Here is a 20,186-nt window from a genome sequence, read left to right as displayed (position 1 = left end):
TTGACAACGTAGAACGCCGCACGTTCATACATAGTTTTTTAGTCGATGTCTATTGATTGATTACTCTGTGCTTGTTCAAGAAATTTTTCGAGTTTTTGAACTAGGGTCATGACATGAGGTGTTTTCACCATGCTTAGATGATTACCAGGAACTACAACAGTTTCTATATGTTCTACAAGTTCACTCCAACCAAATTCAAAGTCTGCATCAGTTTCACTAGCTTTAAATAGAACAATTGAGCTTGAGTAATGTTGAGCTTTGTAATTTTGTATGGCTTGAGCGTTGATTTGGGAAATTTTCAGAATCAGGGGAGCTTGATCGAAATCAAAACCTTCTAGAACTATATTTTTCTGTTTGGCTTGTTCCAAGACATAATTTATCTGTTCCTCTGGTTCAAATTGCCGCAGTTCCTCTAAACAAAGGTCTAAATGTTCTTTAAAAAACTCTAGTAATAGAAAAGCATAGTCTATTGGTTCTTTGATCATGAGAACAGGTGGAGAAGTATCTAGTAGAGCCAACAGAGCTATCTGTTCACCTTGCTGGGAAAGTTGTTGAGCCATTTCAAAAGCTACCAGACCACCAAAAGACCAGCCAGAGAGAAAATAAGGGCCATGAGGTTGAACAGTTTGTAACTCTTGGATATAGTGAGTTGCCATTTGTTCAATACTAGTATGAGGCTGATTTTCAGGATTTAAACCAACAGATTGTAGTCCATAAAATGGTTGTTCTGAATTCAAATAATAAGCAATATGGTGATAGCAAAGAACATTTCCCCCACCAGGATGAATACAGAATAGAGGTGGTTGATTGCCATTAGTTTTGATAGGGACTAGGGCAGACCAAGGTAAAGGATCTGTTGAAGAATCGAGAAAATGTGCTAGTTGTTCAATAGTGGGATATTGGAACAAAATAGCTAAAGGTAAATTTATCTGGAAGTGTTTTTGAATCTGGGACATGAGACGGACAGCCAAAAGGGAATGACCCCCAAGTTCAAAGAAGTTATCTTGTATGCTGACAGGATGAGTGCCCAGAATGTCTGACCAAATTTGTACCAGTTGAAATTCACAGAGATTTCTCGGTTCGTTAAAGCCCTTTCGCGCTTCTTGTTGAATAAGTTTCTGAGGCGGTTTAACTTGCGGAATTTGATCTGCTGAAATTCTTTCAATCAGTGTTCCCAAAGACTGCTCTGGAAGGTCAATAATACTATTTAACAAAGTCTGAAAATGTTCCAGAATCAGAGTTATAGCCGAATTGTCATAACGCGATCGCTGATAGATGATGCGAAAATCTAGCTCTGAACTTGGGCTAGCTAGAATAGTGAGAGCATATTTCGTTTGTGCGCCTATAGAACGAGTCTGAGATTGATTCTTCTCATGGTTTACAGGCTGTTTTGCTGATGAATCGACCGCATAGTTTTGGAAAACTAGAAGACTCTCGTAAAGAGGTAATGAACCAGGAACTTCACTCCATTCGTGAATTTGCCCTTGAGAACAGTATTCATAATCTCGTTGCGTGAAGTTTTGATCCTGAATATCTTTCAGCCAAGACCAAAGTGATGCTTGGGGAGAAACCAAAAGCCGCATCGGTAGGGTATTAATAAATAGACCTAAAGTGGATTCAGACCCTACCAATTCCGGGGGACGACCAGAGAAAGTCGCGCCGAATACCACATCTTCGAGACCACTATAGCGACTCAACAGCAAAGCCCAAACGCCTTGAACTAGAATATTTAAGCTCAAGCGATGTTGCCGTACCAAAGACTGTAAAGCTTCTTTTGCCGAAGCTGGCAAGCTGGCTTGTTGTTCACTATACCGTTCTTCCTGATCAGAAAAATTAACAGGTTCAGCTTCTCTTCCTAATGGGGTTGGGCTTTTGAACCCTTGAAGTTTGTTCCGCCAGAATGCCTCAGCCTCCGATAAATCCTGCTGTTTGAGCCAGACGATATAATTTCTGTAGGGATGACTGGGTTCCAGTAATAAATCTTGACCTTTGCTGAATGCCTCATAGAATGCGAAAACCTCTTTGAAGATCAGAGGCACGCACCAACCATCTGTAAGAATGTGATGAGAAGTCCAGATAAATTGATAGGTATTCGTGTCTACTTGAAAAAGTGCAAAACGCATTAATGGTGGTTGAGTCATGTCAAAACCACGCAATCGGTCTGCACCCAGATAGGTTTCTAATTTTTCTTGCTGCTGGGATAGAGAAATTCTACGCCAATCTTGCTGCTCTAGTGAAATTTCCACTTCCTTTAGTACAACTTGCAATGGCTCATCTTGATTTTCCCAAATAAAGGCTGTTCTGAGAACTGAGTGGCGATCAACAAGACTTTGCCAAGCTCTTTCAAAAGCTAATGAGTCAAATTCTGCAAATTGCAAGTTTAAAATGCACTGTTCAAGATGTATCCCTGACTCAGAAGCAGCTAGAGTCTCGAAAAGCATTCCCTGTTGTGAAGGAGACAGAGGATAAATTGATTCAATGTTTTTAGTTGGGAACCGAGTTAATAACTCATCCAGTTGTAATTGATTTAACTGTGCTTCAGGAAAATCACTCGGTGTATATCCTCTATTTTCTGCTAACTGACAATGTTTTATGATTGACGCGATCGCTTCTATATAGCTCTGCGCTAATTTCTCTACTGTGGCATGGGTGTGAACGTGACTATTGTAAGTCCAATCAATTTGTAATTCACCTGCTACTACCACAGTATTAATATCTAATAGATGGTCACGAGATTGCTTTAAGCTGTGGATAGCTCCAGCAGATTCAGGCGCAAATTTCCAACCAGTTTCTGATTCTACTTGGTCAAATTGTCCCAGGTAATTAAAGCTAATTTCGGAAGCAGGAATTGCCTGTATTTGTTCTTGAACAGTCTTATCTTTGCATAAGTAACGCAATATCCCGTAGCCAATTCCACGATTAGGAATTGCTCGTAATTGTTCTTTAATTGATTTGATAATTTCTTCTGGCTGGTTGATTGAAGGCAGTTGCAATAATACGGGAAATAAACTAGTGAACCAACCTACCGTCCGTGATAAGTCTACATCTGAAAATAGTTCTTCTCTGCCATGTCCCTCTAGGTCAATTAGTACCGTTGAATTTTTTGTCCACTCTGCTATGGAAACTACTAATGCACTTAGTAATATATCGTTAATTTGTGTATTGTAAGCTTCGTTGACTGATAGCAAGAGAGTTTGGGTTTCTTGTTGACTTAATTTTATTGACACACGAGCAGTACTACTTACTGTATTTTCTGTTTGAATCTCAGCATAATCTGATGGTAGGGGCGTTATCTTAGACCAAGGTTGGTTCAGCCAATAGTCTAACTCAAGTTTGATAATTTCTGATTGTGCATAATTATTTAACTTCTCTGCCCAATCAATAAATGCTGTAGTTTTTGCACTGAGTTCAATTGGTTTTTGAGTAACTAATTGTTGATAAATTCTTTCTAAATCTGGTAATAAAATTCGCCAACTTACACCATCTACTGCTATGTGATGAATAATAATTAGTAATCTGGCATCACTATCATCACCTAAATAAAACATTACTACTTGTATTATTTGCCCTGTTGACAAGTTTAAACTTGCTTGATATTTTGTGGCAATTTTTTCTAAGGCTTGTGGTTGTTCTTTTTTAGGTGTTGATGATAAGTCAACTACGGTAAATGGTACGCTATCATCTAACCCTTGATTTATTTGTTTGTATTCATTTACAACAGATGTAAATCTTAAACGCAAAACATCGTGATACTCTAGTAATTTTTTCACGGCTATTGCTATTAATTCACTTTGCAAATAATTTGGAATTTGCAATAAAACTGATTGGTTATAATGGTGTGCCTCTGGCCTATTTTGCTCAAAGAATCTGTGTTGAATTGGTGTAAGGAGTGCTACTCCAGTCACTATACCTTGTTTACATTCAACACTCGCTGTTGTATTAGCAACCTGAGCAAGTTCGGCGATAGTTTGGTTTTGGAATATTTGCTTGGGAGTGATTTGTATTCCTGAGTTTTTGGCACGAGAAACTATTTGAATACTGAGGATGGAGTCGCCACCAATTTCAAAGAAGTTATCGTGGATGCTAATTTTTTCTTTAAGTAACAGTTGTTGCCAGATATTGGTTAAAGTTTGTTCTATTGCTGTACGTGGTGCTACGTATTCATCTTCCCGGTTAATTTCCCCATCAGGTCTTGGTAGTGCAAGGCGGTCTACTTTGCCGTTGGGTGTTAATGGTAGTTTCTCTAAAGTGACAAAGCTACTGGGAACCATATATTCCGGCAGCTGTTGCTTGAGAAATTGCCGCAGTTGGTTGCTAGTAGGGGATTCATCACTCTTGACTACATAAGCAACTAAGCGTTTGTTACCAGGAATATCTTCTCTGACAATGACTACAGCTTGTTGAATTTGGGAATGGGTGTTGAGGACTGCTTCGATTTCTCCGAGTTCGATGCGGAAACCGCGAATCTTCGCTTGGTTATCGATACGACCAATGTATTCGATATTACCATCCGGTAAATAGCGTACTAAATCCCCAGTTTTGTAGAGGCGACCAGAACCAAAGGAGTTACTGATAAATCTTTCCTGTGTCAACTCAGGACGGTTGAGATAGCCTTTTGCCAAGCACACACCACCAATGTACAATTCTCCTGGTACACCAATCGGAACAGGCTGTAAATACTTGTCTAGAATATATACAGTCCTGTTAGGCAGAGGACGACCAATAGGCATTTTTCTCAGATTACTGTCCTCACTCAACTGGGGAAGAATTTCAAACAGGGTTGCGGTGATAGTCGTCTCTGTGGGGCCGTAAGCGTTGACCAGACGAACACAAAACATTGGGCTTTTTTGCCAAACGGTAACATATTCGGGTAACATTACGTCTCCACCAACAATCACAAGTCTCAGGTGGTTATTGGTATCTAACACTTGTGTTTTGACCCACTCTTGAGCTAATTGTTGCCAATAGACTGTTGGCAGATTAACAACAGTAAGTTCAAAATCAGAAATTATTTTTTGAAAGTTTGTTGGAGTCCATACATCTGAGCCTCTCAGTACCAAGGTCGCGCCAACTATGAGTGTGGGAAATATCTGTTCTAATGAGGCATCGAAGTTGATTGAGGCGAACTGGAGTACCCGATCGCTCTTTCCAAGTGCGTAAGCTTGTTGAATAATACAGCAGTGGTTGGCGATCGCGCCATGTGCGATCATTACCCCTTTGGGTCTGCCTGTAGAACCAGAAGTGTAAATCACATAAGCCAAGTTAGTTGCTTGCACATCGGCGATTGCATTATCCTGATTTGACTGAGAAATAAATTGCCAGTCAGTATCTAAACATACAATCTCTGCTTGATGCCCAGGCAACTTTTCCACAAGTTGCTGTTGTGTCAGCAGCACTTCAACTTGAGCATCTTCAAGCATAAAGCTCAAGCGTTCTTGAGGATACTCAGGGTCGAGTGGCAGATATGCACCACCCGCCTTGAGAATACCCAGTAGTCCCACTATCATTTCTAAAGAACGTTCTACACACAATCCCACCAGCACATCTGGTTTTACACCCAAAGCCTGCAAGTAATGTGCTAACTGATTAGCGCGACAATTTAATTGGTGGTAAGTCAGTTGTTGGTTTTCAAATATAACTGCCACAGCCTCTGGGGTGCGCTGAACTTGCTCCTCAAATAACTGATGGATACACTTATCAAAAGCATAGTCTACTTGAGTATTGTTCCACTCAACAAGTAACTGTCGTTGTTCTACTGCTGTCAACAGTGGCAATTGTGAGATTTGCTGTTGCGGATTAGTAACAATACCTTCAAGCAATGTCACAAAATGCCCAGTCATCCGCTCGATAGTGCGCTCATCAAACAAATCAGTATTGTACTCCCACACGCCCACCAGCCCAGCAGGGGTATTCTGCATTGATAAATTCAAGTCAAACTTGGCTGTTTTACTTTCTATGAGAAAAGAACTGATACTTAACCCATTTAACTCTAGTTGAGACATAGGCGTATTCTGAAGTGCAAACATCACTTGGAATAGTGGTGTATGACCTAGATCCCGTTCTGGCTGCAATGCTTCTACCAGCATTTCAAAAGGTAAGTCCTGATGAGCATACGCGGACAACGCCACTTCTCGAACACGCGCCAGTAATTCACTAAAGCTTGGATTACCTGCTAAATCGCTACGCATGACTAAGGTATTGACAAAAAAGCCAATTAATCGTTCAACTTCCAAGCGATCGCGGTTTGCAATTGGCGACCCTACCAGAATATCTTCTTGTCCTGTGTAGCGATAAAGCAGAGTATCATAAGCTGCCAACAGCGTCATAAAGAGAGTACAACCTTGCTCCTGGCTCAGTTTTACCAATTTATCTGTTAACTCAACTGAGAGTGCAAACTCTTGATGTGAGCCAACAAAAGTCTGCACAGCAGGTCTTGGTCGGTCGGTCGGTAGGGACAATAAAGCTGGTGCATCTTTTAGTTGTTGTTGCCAGTAAGAGAGTTGAGCTTGCAGTATATCTCCTTGCAACCATTCTCTTTGCCAAATGGCGAAATCTGCGTACTGAATCGGCAGTGGGGTCAACGATGGGGATTGACCTTCAGAATGAGCATTGTACAGCGTTGCGAGTTCTTGGAGAAACACACCCATTGACCAACCATCAGAGACAATGTGGTGCATACATACTAACAAGATGTATTCTGTCTCATTCAGAACTAATAATTTTGCCCTGACTAATGCAACACTGGCCAAGTCAAAAGTTTGAATGCCTTCTTGTTGCGCTAATTGTTGTAAAGCGCTTTCTTGTTCGGTTGTGGGTAAATGGGTTAAATCAACAACAGATACTATTCCCTGTTCTCTATTCCCTGTTCCCTGTTCCCTAATAACTTGAGTTGGTTTTCCATCAACTGTAATGAAGTTTGTCCGTAACGCTTCGTGGCGATGAATAATTTTTTGTAAGGTTTGCTGTAAGGCTGTTTGATTGAGAGTTCCTACTAAACGCAAAGCTAAAGGAATGTTGTAGGAGGGGCTGTTCGGTTCAAACTGGTCTAAAAACCATAAACGCTGTTGAGAATAAGACAGTGGTATATCTGTATTCTTGGCTCTTGGTAGAATGGGCGGTGCAGACAATTCTAAGTCATATTGCTGTAACTGCTCAAGCGATCGCGCCAATTGGGCTACTGTTGCATTAGTAAACAACTCACGCAATGGTAGTTCCACTTTGAAAATGTTGCGGATACGTGAAACCAGTTGCGTTGCTAGTAGCGAATGTCCCCCAAGTTCAAAGAAGTTATCATGAATACCCACTTGCTCTACTTTCAGGACTTGCGCCCAAATTTGTGCTATGAGTTCTTCAATTGGGTTACGTGAGGCAACATATTTGTCTGTAATTTCATTATTTAAATCTGGTGCTGGCAAAGCGCGGCGGTCTACTTTGCCGCTAGGAGTCACTGGCAGGAAATCCAAAATGACAAAAGCATTTGGCACCATGTAATCTGGCAACTTTGCTTTCAGGGCTTGCTGCAGTTCACTAACTGTGGGTGTAGAGTCTTGATGTGCTACCACGTAGGCAACTAGGCGTTTATCACCCCTGTTATCTTCGCGGGGAATGACACAACAGGCTTGTACATCGCTATGCTGGCTTAATGCTGCTTCAATTTCTCCCAACTCGATGCGAAAACCGCGTATTTTTACTTGGTTGTCAATGCGTCCCAAGTATTCAATATTGCCATCTGATAGATAGCGTGCCAAATCCCCAGTTTTATATAGGCGTTCTGAAGAGGCAGAGGGGCAGAAGGGATAGAGGGCAGAGGAAAAAGACTGCTGCAATTTATCCTCTGCTTCTCTGCTGACGCCAATTGCTATAACGGAGGAAGCCTCCGCAACGCAATGGCTCCCCTGCTCCCCTGCTCCCTTGCTTTGACCAAAGGGATTAGATATAAATTTTTCCTGTGTTAACTCTGGACGGTTGAGGTAGCCTCTAGCTAAAGCGGCACCACCGATGTATAACTCTCCTGGCACACCGATGGGTACAGGTTGTAAATATTTATCTAAAATATAAATTTGTGTATTGGCAATTGGCTTTCCAATTGGAGGAAGTAGCGGCCAAGTGTCCATTGAATTAGTCAGTGTAAAAGTAGTGACTACATGGCTTTCCGATGGCCCATAATGATTGTGCAGAATATAATTACCTACTTTGCCCAACCATTGAGAAATCGCAGGAGTAATCTGCAACTGTTCCCCAGCAGTAATAATTTCTCGTAGATGACTAACAACTAATTCACCACCAACAGCTACTTCAGCTAGTTGCTGTAAGGCAACAAAGGGAAGAAACAATCTTTCGACAGCATTTTCTTCGAGAAAACCTAATAAAGCCAAGGCATCACGGCGTAATTCCTCTGTAATTAACAGCAATGTGCCTCCAGAACACCATGTAGAGAACATTTCTTGGAAGGAGACATCAAAGCTGATAGGAGCAAATTGCAGAGTTTTTGCCCCATGAGAAACTGTCGTGTTTTGCAGTTGCCATAATATCAGGTTGCAAAGGGGAAGCTGATTCATCGCTACACCCTTGGGCTTACCTGTAGAACCAGAGGTATAAATTACATACCCTAAGTTATTTGCTTGCACGCTAGAGATAAGGTTTTCCTGACTGGAGTGGGAAATTATTTGCCAGTCAGTATCTAAACAAACAAGTTGTGCTTGATAAGAAGCAGAGGAACTCAAAACCTCCTCTTTTCCTTTGGTTGAAGTCCCATTCCTTGTAGGTGGCTTTTCTCCCCTGCTCCCTGCTCCCTGCCCCCATGCTTTTTCACACTGGGGTAGTCTGTCAACAAGTGGCTGCTGGGTCAGCAATACTGAAACTTGAGCATCTTCTAGCATGAAAGCCAAACGCTCTTGAGGATAGTTTGGGTCGAGTGGTACATAAGCACCACCCGCTTTCAAAATGCCCAACACTCCTACGACCATTTCTAAGGAACGTTCGACACACAACCCAACTAGCACATCTGCTTTTACTCCCAAAGACTTGAGGTAGTGCGCCAAAGAGTTAGCACGACAGTTCAATTCATCGTAGGTAAGTCGTTGATTGCCAAACTCCACCGCCACTGCATCGGGTGTACGCTTCACCTGCTCCTCAAACAACTGATGAATAGATTTATCAATAGGATGCTTAGTTTGAGTATCGTTCCACTCGACAAGTAATTTTCGCTGTTCGGCTTCTGTCAGCAGGGGCAATTGGTAAATTTGCTGCTGTGGGTTGGCAATAACACCTTCTAGCAGGGTTACAAAATGGCCTGCCATTCGCTCAATGGTAGGCGCATCAAATAAGTCTGTGTTGTATTGCCACGCAGCTACTAGTCCATTAGCAGTGTTTTTTATGAATAGAGTTAAATCAAACTTGGCTATTGTCCTTTCTGTCGCAAATGAACTGACAGTTAACCCACTCATTTCTACTTCAGACGCGATCGCACTTTCGAGGATAAACATCACCTGAAACAGTGGTGTATGGCTGAGATCGCGTTGTGGCTGCAATGCTTTGACTAACTCCTCAAAGGGTAGGTCTGGATGAGCGTAAGCTTCCAGTGTCAGCTGCCGCACTCTATGAAGTAATTCCTGAAAGCTGGGATTGCCTGATAAATTGGTACGTAGTACTAAGGTATTGACAAAAAAGCCAATTAACTCTTCAAGTTCGATGCGATCGCGTTTAGCCAAGGGTGTACCAACTACAATATCATCCGAGCCTGTATATCGATAAAGTAAAGTAACATAAGCTGCCAACAGCGTCATAAATAGGGTGGCTCCCTCTTGCCTACTAAAATCGGCAAGCTTTTGACTCAGTTGCTTTGAAATTTTTATATATTGAGTTGCACCCTGGAAAGTTTGAATCGCAGGTCTTGGTCTGTCTGTGGGTAATTCTAGTAAGGTAGGAGCGTTTTTGAGTTGTTGCTTCCAGTAGTTAAGCTGGGTTTGTAGGGGCGCAAGGCCTTGCGCTCCTACTTGCAACCATTGCCGTTGCCAAATAGCAAAGTCAGCGTACTGAATTGGTAGCTCAGGCAGCTCTGGGGACAAATTATTGCAGATATCTGAGTAAATAGTTGCTAATTCCCGCATAATTATACCCATTGACCAACCATCAAAAACAATGTGGTGTATTGTGAGTATAAAAACATGTTCTTCTTCTCTAAGTTTAATCACAAAAGCTCGGATTAACGGAGAATTAGCAAGTTCAAAGGGTTGAGTAGCTTCTTTTGCGGCTAATTTTTGGCAAGCGATCGCTCTTTCACTTTCAGGTAATTCTGTTAAGTCTACTACTGGTACACTTAAAGTTAAGCTGTCAGCAATTACTTGGACTGGCTGTTCGTTGATGGTGCGGAAGTTGGTACGTAAAACTTCGTGGCGAGAGATAATTTTGTTGAGGCTTTGCTCTAGCGCCACGGTGTTCAAATGACCGTGAATTTTTAAAGATACTTGTTCGTTATAGAAAGGATTGTCTGGTTCTAATTGGTTTACTAACCAGAGTTGTTCTTGAGCAAAAGACAGAGGTAAGTTCTGAGGACGCTCGGTTTTAATCAGGGGTAACTCTGTATCAGTATCTACATTTTTGTCTTTCAGTAACAAAATAAGTTCTGCTTTATTTTTAGCTAATAAGTCACGAGTTTCTGGTGTCAATACTCCTTCTGGAGCATCAACGCACAAGCGATTGCCTTCAACCCACAACTCCACATCCTGATTAGAGAGTTCTACTATAAATTGCTTGAAATTCATAGAATCATGTCCTTTATATTGTCAACGATTTCAGCAGAATGTGTGCGCTAATCACAACTTATTTTTTCAGGTTAGATATTTATATTAAACCTATTTTATCTTGCTCATATTTCTATTTTTTCTCTACCAATCGTACCCTTCTTAGTATTTTGTTTTAATTGTTGCTTTCCTAGCTTTGATGCTATTTCGGCTATTGTAAGAGACTCAAGTAAACTTGCTACAGTTAATTTAATAGAAAAAGTATTTTTTAGACGAGATATAATTTGAACAGCTATTAAAGAATCTCCTCCTAACTCAAAAAAGCTGTCATAAATTCCTACCTGTTTAATTCCCAATAGTTCTTGCCAAATATCGGCAATTTTTTGCTCAATCTCATCACGAGGAGCCACATAAGAATTAGGTAAATTAGGTCTTGAATGGAGTGCAGATAATTTTGCTAACTGAACAATATCCGGCTTTGTTTGTAATGAACTATCTAACTTGGTGTCAGTCTCTTTCTGCCCAGATTTTCTGCTAAATGCAGCTGATGCAGAAGCAACAGCCATAATAATTTGATGCTCAATCGCTTCAGTTTCCGGAAAAGCTGCAACTTGAACAAAATCTTGATTGCGTAGTGCTTCAAACCACTGATCTAGGATAATAAAAGGCTGACCAGGGCTGCGTCTTTTATCGTTTAGAGGTTTTAATAGCAGACCCCAACTAATATCAAAGTCAATTTTTGGCTGAGTTATTTCCCACACTAAGAGGAAACCACCAGGAGCTAATAAAGAGCGTACATGGTTGAGGGTTTGATCTATGTTTCGAGTTGCGTGCAATACATTAGCAGCTATTATTACATCAAAGCTATACTTTTCAAACCCTTGCTCAGTTGGCGACTTATCTATGTCTAGTAATCGATATTCAACAAATGAATATTCCTTAAACTTTTCTTGAGCTTGAGTCAAGAAGCCACTACCAATATCAGTAAAAGTATAGTCGGTTTGTTTGGGCGGTAACACAGGTAGTAATGCTTGCGTAGATAAACCTGTACCAGCCCCGATTTCCAGAACTCTCAGATGAACGGATGATGGCAATGACTTGACCACCTGTTCCAAGCTTGAGCGCAAGATAGAGTTGTAGTAAGTATTTAAAGAAGATTCTGGCTGTGAAGCGTTGTTTTCCCTTTCTAAATTTGAACCGTTGTTTTCTTTTTGGTAAATCAGTTCATTGAAAATCTCTAATGGTTCTTGTTCACCAGCAACAATAGCAGCTAAATTTTCACCGCAGCGTTGCACTAAATCTAAATATACAAAAGATGAAGCAGCAAACCTCGCTCTAACTTCTTCTAAATGTTCATGAATATAATTTTGTGAACATGGCACTAGTTCAGTAAATAACCCATCCTGTTGCTGTATTTGTTCTTGTTCTACCAATATTTGCAACCATCTAGACATCAATTGCTGATAACGGGGAGAAATATGGCATTGCACCAACAAACTCTCCAAAGAATATTTTTCTTTGGGATTGCTAAAAGCTCCTAATTGCTGGAATGCAGAGTTAATGTAGGCTGTACATAAACGTTCCAACCATTGTCTGTTTTCTTGATAGGTTAACTCGTTGAGTTCTGTATTTCTAACACTTGCTTGTTTTTGACCTGCTTGTGTAAGCGATGTCCACAATTGTGATGTTGGAGGTAAAGTTTGCAATTGTCCCCAAGCTGCTTTTTGTGGGGGGTCAATCCAATAACGTTGACGTTCAAAGGGATAAGTCGGTAAGGGAAGACGATAATACTCATCCTGACTATAAAATCCAAACCAATCTACTTTGACTCCAGCCAACCAGAGTTGGCCGAATGTGTTAAATAGAACATGAATATCGGATTGTTTTTCTTGAGGATGACGTACCGAAGTCAAGACCGTTTGTGCAGCTGCTTTATCTGGATTTCTCTTGACTAATCTAGCTAGTGTGTGTCCTGGCCCCACTTCTAGTAAGACTTGCTCAGGTGTTGCCAATAATTTCTCGACACCAGAGGCAAACAGTACTGTAGAACGCAGATGTTGAGTGTAATACTCAGGATTTGTGGCTTGGGTGACTGTAATCCAAGTACCAGTCAGGTTGGAGATATAAGGAAGTTTTGGAGGATTTAAAGTAACTTTTTTGACTCGTTCTGCAAATATTTCTAAAATTGGTTCCATCATTTGCGAATGGAAGGCATGGGAAGTATGCAGACAACGGCACTCAATGCCTTGAGCAGCAAGCTGATTTCGTAATGTCTCTACTGCTGCTATGGAACCGGAAACTACACACTGCGAGGGTTGATTAATCGCGGCAACAGAAAGTTCTTGTCCTAATAAGGATTTTACTTTATCTGCGGGCAGGGGAATTGAAAGCATTGCTCCAGAGGGAAGTTGTTGCATCATCTGTCCGCGTGCGGCTACCAGAGATAAAGCATCTTCTAGGGAAAAAACCTCTGCTAGAGTGGCTGCTACATATTCGCCAATACTATGACCGATCGCAGCTTGTGGCTCGACTCCATAAGACTGCCATAATTTAGCTAGGGCGTATTCAATGACAAAAATAGCAGGTTGAGCAAAGGCTGTTTGTTGAAGTTGCTGCGATGCTTGATCAAGCTTTTCTTCACTAGGATAAAGAATATGACGTAAATCTAGCTCTAGTAAAGGTTTAATAATTTCTGAGCAATAATCAACTTGTTCTCGAAATACTGTTTGGGTTTCATAAATTTCCCGCACCATGTTGACATACTGAGAACCTTGACCAGGAAACATAAAGACAACAGGCCGTTCTGTAATCTCTGTATAATTAGTAGAAACTTGTTGGGCTGCTAAACTACTAAGAGCTTTGACAGCATCTTCTAAGTTTTGACAAATTAACATCCGTCGGTAACTAAAACCCCGGCGACCACTATTGAGCGTATAAGCTACATCACCTAAATTAAGTTCTGGATGCTCTTTTAAATGCGTAATTAAATTAGCCGTCGCTTTCTCAAGCGCACTTGCAGTTTTAGTTGATAGACACAAAAGTTGATAATTTCTCCCCTGCTTCCTGCCCCCTCCTCCCTGCCTAAAAACAGGTGCTTCTTCTAAAATTACATGAGCATTAGTACCCCCCATACCAAAAGAACTAACCCCAGCACGGCGAGGAGTGTTATTTGTTTTCCATTCAGTTAGGGTTGTATTAACATAAAAAGGACTGTTGGCAAAATCAATTTTGGAATTAGGTGTCTGGTAGTGCAAACTAGGAGGCAGCATTTTATTTTGCAGTGCTAATACTGTTTTAATCAAACCTGCCACACCTGCTGCGGTATCTAAATGTCCCAAGTTGGTTTTGAGCGAACCAATAGCGCAGAAACCTTTTTTATCGGTAATTTGATTAAAAGCTTGAGTTAAAGCGGCAACTTCAACGGGATCTCCTAAAGGTGTAGCGGTACCATGAGCTTCGATATAGGAGATTGTTTCGGCATCTATACCAGCTAAAGTTTGAGCTTCGCTAATGACCGCCGCTTGACCACTGATACTAGGAGCAGTGTAGCCAACTTTTATTGCACCATCATTATTGGTCGCCGAACCTTTAATGATTGCATGGATGTGGTCGCGATCTGCGATCGCATCCTTTAATCTTTTTAATACCACAATCCCAGCACCGCTACCAGCAACAGTTCCTTGCGCTTTAGCATCAAAACTACGGCAGTGTCCATCAGGAGAAAGAATCATTCCCTCTTGATGCAAATAGCCTATTTTTTGGGGAATGGTAATAGAGACTCCACCGGCCAGAGCCATATCACATTCACAATTTAATAGACTTTGGCAAGCTAAGTGAACAGCAACCAAAGAGGTAGAACAGGCTGTTTGGACATTTACAGCCGTTCCAGTTAAGTCGAGTTTATAAGCGACTCGTGTCGGCAAGAAATCTTTTTCGTTAGAGATTAATAATTGTAGAGGGTCAACTGTTTCTAATAATTCAGGGTGAGAATAGAGATTGTGAAGCAAATATCTATTTGTTCCCACACCCCCATAAATACTTATTAAACCATTGTACTTTTGTGGATCGTAACCAGCTTTTTCTGTTGCTTCCCAAGCCAATTCCAAAAATAGGCGTTGTTGTGGATCTATTAACTCAGCTTCTTTGGCACTATATGCAAAGAAATTTGCGTCAAACAATTCAATATCTGACAGAACACTGCTAGCTTTTACATAATTAGGGTTATTTAGTAAATCTTGGGTAACGCCAGAATTCATCAATTCTTCATCCGTTAGCCGGGAGATGGACTCTACACCATCTCGTAAATTCTGCCAAAAAGATTCAATATCTTTTGCTCTAGGAAATCTACCAGCAATAGCAATTATTGCTATTTCCGAATTGTTGAACTCATTATTAACTAAATTTACTGTCATTTTCTACCTTTTCTATGAGAAAGATACTGCTGCCTAAGTTGTAATTGTTGGTTTCTGAAAGCTTTACTTTCACTAAAAGATTGAGGGCGTGAATTATTGTCTTTTAATGTATCATTTTTGTAAGTTTTAGTAACTAAATATTGGCTGAGGCTATGTATAGTTGGATAATTAAACATATCAAAAATTGATATTTCTAAGCCAAATGTTTCTTGCAATTGCTGATTAATTCTTACTAGTAGTAACGAGTGACCTCCAAGCTCGAAGAAATTACTATAAATTCCTAGCTTTTCTATTGAGAGTGCTTTTTGCCAAATACCAGCAATAATTCTTTCTACTTCTGTATTTGGCATTACATAATCTGATAGTTCCTGTTGTAAATCTGGAGCAGGCAAAGCGCGACGGTCTACTTTACCATTAAGTGTTAAAGGTAAAGACTCCAATATCACAAAAATACTTGGAACCATATACCTAGGTAATTTACCAGAAACAAATTGACGGAGTTCGTCCGCTTTGAGTGTTACATTTTTTTGTGGCACTACGTAGGCGACTAAGCACTTACTTCGACTTCGCTCAGTACAAGTACTACCTGTAGTTCCTTCATGGGTGATGACACAACATGTTTGCACCTCGCCATGTTTCTGTAGTAACGTTTCTATTTCTGCTAATTCAATACGGAAGCCTCGAATTTTTACCTGATTATCAATGCGCCCCAGGTATTCAATGTTGCCATCTGTTAAGTAACGTGCCAAATCCCCGGTTTTGTAGAGGCGATCACAACCAAAGGGATTGCTGATAAATCTTTCCTGAGTTAGTTCTGGACGGTTGAGATAGCCTTTTGCCAACCCAACACCACCAATGTGCAACTCTCCTGGCACACCCACAGGCACTGGTTGTAAATTTGCGTCTAAGATGTAAACTTGTGTATTGGCGATCGCTTTTCCAATGCTCGGTGATATCTGATTTTGTTCCTTAGCAACTATTAGCCCAGAAGTTGTGACAACAGTATTCTCAGTTGGGCCATAATTATTCACTACTTGGAAAGGGATTAAATCTGATGGATACTGCTGAAGCTTATCTCCTCCAGTCAGTACGGAACGCATTGCTAAACTTTCAGTTGGCCATTCCAAAGACAATAATTCCTGTGCCAATGGTGTTGGCAGAAAACTGATAGTAATCTTGTTTGAAATCAACCAGTCTCGTAGCTTCAATAGCGAACTAAGTAGCTGAGATTTAACTAAGTAGATACTTGCTCCCGCAGTTAAGTAAGGCCATAATTCCCAGACCGCAGCGTCAAATGCTGTTCCTGCTAGCTGAGTGGCTCTATCTAATGAAGTGACTTTAAAAGTACGTTGATGCCAGAACACCAAATTTAGCAATCCTTTATGAGGAATCATCACACCTTTTGGTGTTCCCGTAGAACCAGAAGTATAAATTACATAAGCTAAATTAGTTGCTTGTACCTCAAGGATGAGATTGTCTTGATTGAACTGAGAAATTACCTCAGCGTCAGTATCTAAACAGACAAGATGTGCTTTCTGCTGGGCTAATCTATCAACAAGTCGCTGCTGGGTCAACAAAACTGGAACTTGAGCATCTTCTAGCATAAAGCGCAAACGCTCAGTAGGATACTCAGGGTCAAGTGGCAGGTATGCTCCACCCGCCTTAAGAATGCCTAGTAGTCCCACCAGCATTTCCAATGAGCGTTCTACACAAATGCCTACCAGCACATCTGCTCCCACTCCCAAAGACTTGAGATAGTGCGCCAACTGGTTAGCACGGCAGTTTAATTCACCGTATGTAAGATGTTGATTTTCAAAGACCACAGCCACTGCATCCGGGGTACGCGCTACCTGCTCATCAAACAACTGATGGATGCACAAATCTTGTGGATAATCCACTTCTGTATCATTCCACTCTACTAATAGTTGATGTTGCTCAACTTCTGTTAGCAATGGCAGTTGCGAAATCTTCTCCTCTGGGTTAGTAATAATACCTTCAAGCAATGTGACAAAATGACCAGTCATGCGCTCAATGGTACTAGCATCAAATAAATCTGTGTTGTAGTCCCATACTCCCACCAGCCCACTGGCAGTGTTTTCCATTACTAAGGTAAGGTCAAACTTGGTAGTTGTACTTTTAACCATCAGTGGACTGATAGTTAAACCAGTCAACTCCAATTGAGAAATAGGAACATTTTGGAGGACAAACATTACCTGAAACAGTGGTGAATGACTGAGATTCCGTTCTGGCTGCAATGCTTCCACTAGCATTTCAAAAGGCAAATTCTGATGAGCATACGCGGATAACGCTACTTCTCGAACACGAAGGAGTAATTCGCTAAAAGTGGGGTTATCTGCTAAGTTAGAACGCATGACTAAAGTATTGACAAAAAAGCCAATTAACCCTTCTATTTCAGAGCGATCGCGGCTAGCAATTGGCGAACCCACCAGAATATCTTCTTGTCCTGTGTAGCGATAAAGCAGAGTATCATAAGCTGCCAACAGCGTCATAAAGAGAGTACAACCTTGCTCCTGGCTCAGTTTTACCAATTTATCAGTTAACTCAACTGAGAGTGCAAACTGTTGATATGCCCCAGCGAAAGTCTGCAAAGCTGGTCTGGGTCGGTCGGTCGGTAGGGATAACAAAGCTGGTGCCGAAGCCAGTTGTTGTTGCCAGTAGTCAAGCTGCGTTTGCAATACATCTCCTTGCAACCAGTTTCGCTGCCAAATTGCGAAATCTGCGTACTGAATCGGCAATGGGGTCAACGATAAGGATTGACCTTGAGAATGAGTATTGTACAACGCTGCTAGTTCTTGGAGAAACACACCCACTGACCAGCCATCAAAGACAATGTGGTGCATACACATTAATAAGGCGTATTCTGTCTGGGACAGTACGATTAATGTCGCCCTAACTAATGGTTCAGTTGCCAGGTTAAAAGATTGAATAGCTTGTTGTTTTGTTAATTGCTGTAAAGCATCTTCTTGTTCGCTTGTAGGTAAATGGTTTAAGTCAACTACTGAAACTGTCCAATTCGTCTGAGTTTGGATAACTTGAGTTGGTTGTCCATCAACTGTGATGAAGTTTGTCCGTAAAGCTTCGTGGCGATGAATAATTTCTTGTAAGCTTTGTTGTAGCGCTGCAACTTTGAGAGTTCCGACTAGACGCAAAGCTATGGGTACGTTGTAGAAGGCGCTATTCGGCTGTAACTTGTCTAAAAACCACAAACGCTGTTGAGCAAATGATAGTGGTAATTGAGCATCACTTGCCCTTGGTAAGATAGGCGGTGCGGACAGTTTTAGGTTTTGTTGCTGTAACTTCTTAATCTCTTGCGTGAATTCGGCAACTGTTGCTGCTGCAAACAAGCTATGCAATGGTAGTTCTAATTTGAAAATGTTGCGGATGCGCGAGAGTAGTTGAGTTGCTAGTAACGAGTGTCCCCCTAGTTCAAAGAAATTATTGTGAATCCCAACTTGCTCTACTTTGAGGACTTGCGCCCAAATTTGTGCCAAAATTTCCTCAATGGGTGTGCGCGGGGCTACATATTTTTCTAGCAGTGTGCTGTTTAAGTCTGGTTTTGGTAAGGCACGGCGGTCTACTTTGCCGTTGGGAGTCAAGGGTAAGGATTCCAGTAGCACAAAAGCACTTGGTATCATGTACTCTGGTAGCTTCTTTTGTAGGAAGCTGCGAAGCTCACTGACTAATAAACTTATATTGTTCCAGGTCGGTTTTACAGAATCATTGACTAAGCTGCTACTAGACTCTTCTCGGAGGTACTGGTTTATGGATGGTCGTCTGGCATAGATATTGTAAAGTACAGTATCTTCTAGTAAGGTATCCTGCTCAATAGTTAGATTGTATCCATGTTTTTTAAGCAGGGTTGCAATCTCCTCTAACCTGCCATTAATGTTATGAACCTCTACAACTATCTGCTGGATCTTTTGCCAATCTTCTTGCTGAATTCCAGACAGCACATCCTTCTCACTTTTCTCCACATCGATTTTTAGCAAATCGATTTTCTCAACGCCATACTCACTAATCACATCAGAAATTGTTCTTAACTGGCAAGTGAATTGCTGACTCTGCAATCGTTCTGCTAGCAATTCATCAATTGCTTGACTCGAGATTTCTGTCTCATTTGCTACAATATTATGTTGGTTGAGCAAAAAGGATTTGACCGTCTCACGCTCTTGATCGGCATCAGCAAAACGCCCCGAAATGACTGAAAGTTGAGGATAATATGTAAAGGTATCACTCTTTGTCTCGCTGGAAAGACCAATATTAAATAGCTTCACATTTAAGCCATAGTTCTCAGCATTTATGCGTAGCAGATTAAAAACAGGCAAAATTGGCTCAAATGCGTAAATAGAGATATCTTTATATATTTGACCCATGAAGAGTGTGAACAAACCGATATTAGCACCCACATCAAAGATGCAATCCCCTTCATTGATAGTGATCCCGTGTTTTAAATAAGCCTGTTCCTCCCAAAGTTCTTTGTAGACAAATTCTGTCTCGCTTTTGTTCAGATAAGCAACAACCATACCATTCGGCAACTCATAGAGTAATTCTTTACTCAGCAGACCTTTATTTTTAAAATGAAGTAGTTGTGAAATTGGAAAAGCATAGTTTTGATCGGGGACAATATACGCTACTAGACGTTTATTGTCAGGCTCGTCTTCTCGGACAATTACTACAGTTTCCCCCACAGCCAAATGTTGTGTTAGCGCTGCCTCAATTTCGCCTAATTCGATACGGAAGCCTCGAATTTTAACTTGATTGTCAATTCGTCCTAAATACTCTAACTCGCCATTGGGCAAGTAACGCGCCTTATCCCCTGTTTTATATAGTCGTGCTTGAAGGTTGTTGCCAAACGGGTTAGAGATAAACCGTTGTTGTGTGAGTTCGGGACGATTGAGATAACCACGCGCCACCCCAGCACCACCAACATACATCTGGCCTGGAACACCAATCGGCACTGGCTGTAAATGTTCATCTAGTACATATAGCTGTAAGTCGGGAATCGGACGAC

The 20,186-nt window shown here is 41.2% G+C and carries 3 protein-coding genes; all 3 read right to left on the bottom strand.

Annotated elements, in window-relative coordinates:
* Nucleotides 1–38: 38 nt before the first annotated feature.
* Nucleotides 39–10,763 (bottom strand): non-ribosomal peptide synthetase, encoded by a 10,725-nt coding sequence (locus FCR06_RS29525; protein WP_138506150.1) that lies wholly within the window; start codon nucleotides 10,761–10,763, stop codon nucleotides 39–41.
* A 104-nt stretch (nucleotides 10,764–10,867) separates the two neighbouring features.
* A complete protein-coding gene (locus FCR06_RS29520; protein ID WP_138506148.1) occupies nucleotides 10,868–15,154 on the bottom strand; it encodes a type I polyketide synthase in 4,287 nt (1,428 codons plus the stop codon).
* A partial coding sequence (locus FCR06_RS29515) for a non-ribosomal peptide synthetase (RefSeq protein WP_138506146.1) occupies nucleotides 15,151–20,186 on the bottom strand: 5,036 nt, incomplete at its 5' end. The genes FCR06_RS29520 and FCR06_RS29515, both read right to left, overlap by 4 nt.

The organism is Nostoc sp. PA-18-2419 (assembly GCF_005869855.1).
Taxonomy (GTDB): Bacteria; Cyanobacteriota; Cyanobacteriia; order Cyanobacteriales; family Nostocaceae; genus Nostoc.
Note: the sequence above shows the minus strand (reverse complement) of the source record. Positions and strands in the feature narration are given on the sequence as shown.

Excerpts from the sequence above, each read along its gene's own strand:
- FCR06_RS29525 (WP_138506150.1), bottom strand. The coding sequence starts at position 10,763 with ATGAATTTCAAGCAATTTATAGTAGAACTCTCTAATCAGGATGTGGAG.
- FCR06_RS29520 (WP_138506148.1), bottom strand. The coding sequence starts at position 15,154 with ATGACAGTAAATTTAGTTAATAATGAGTTCAACAATTCGGAAATAGCA.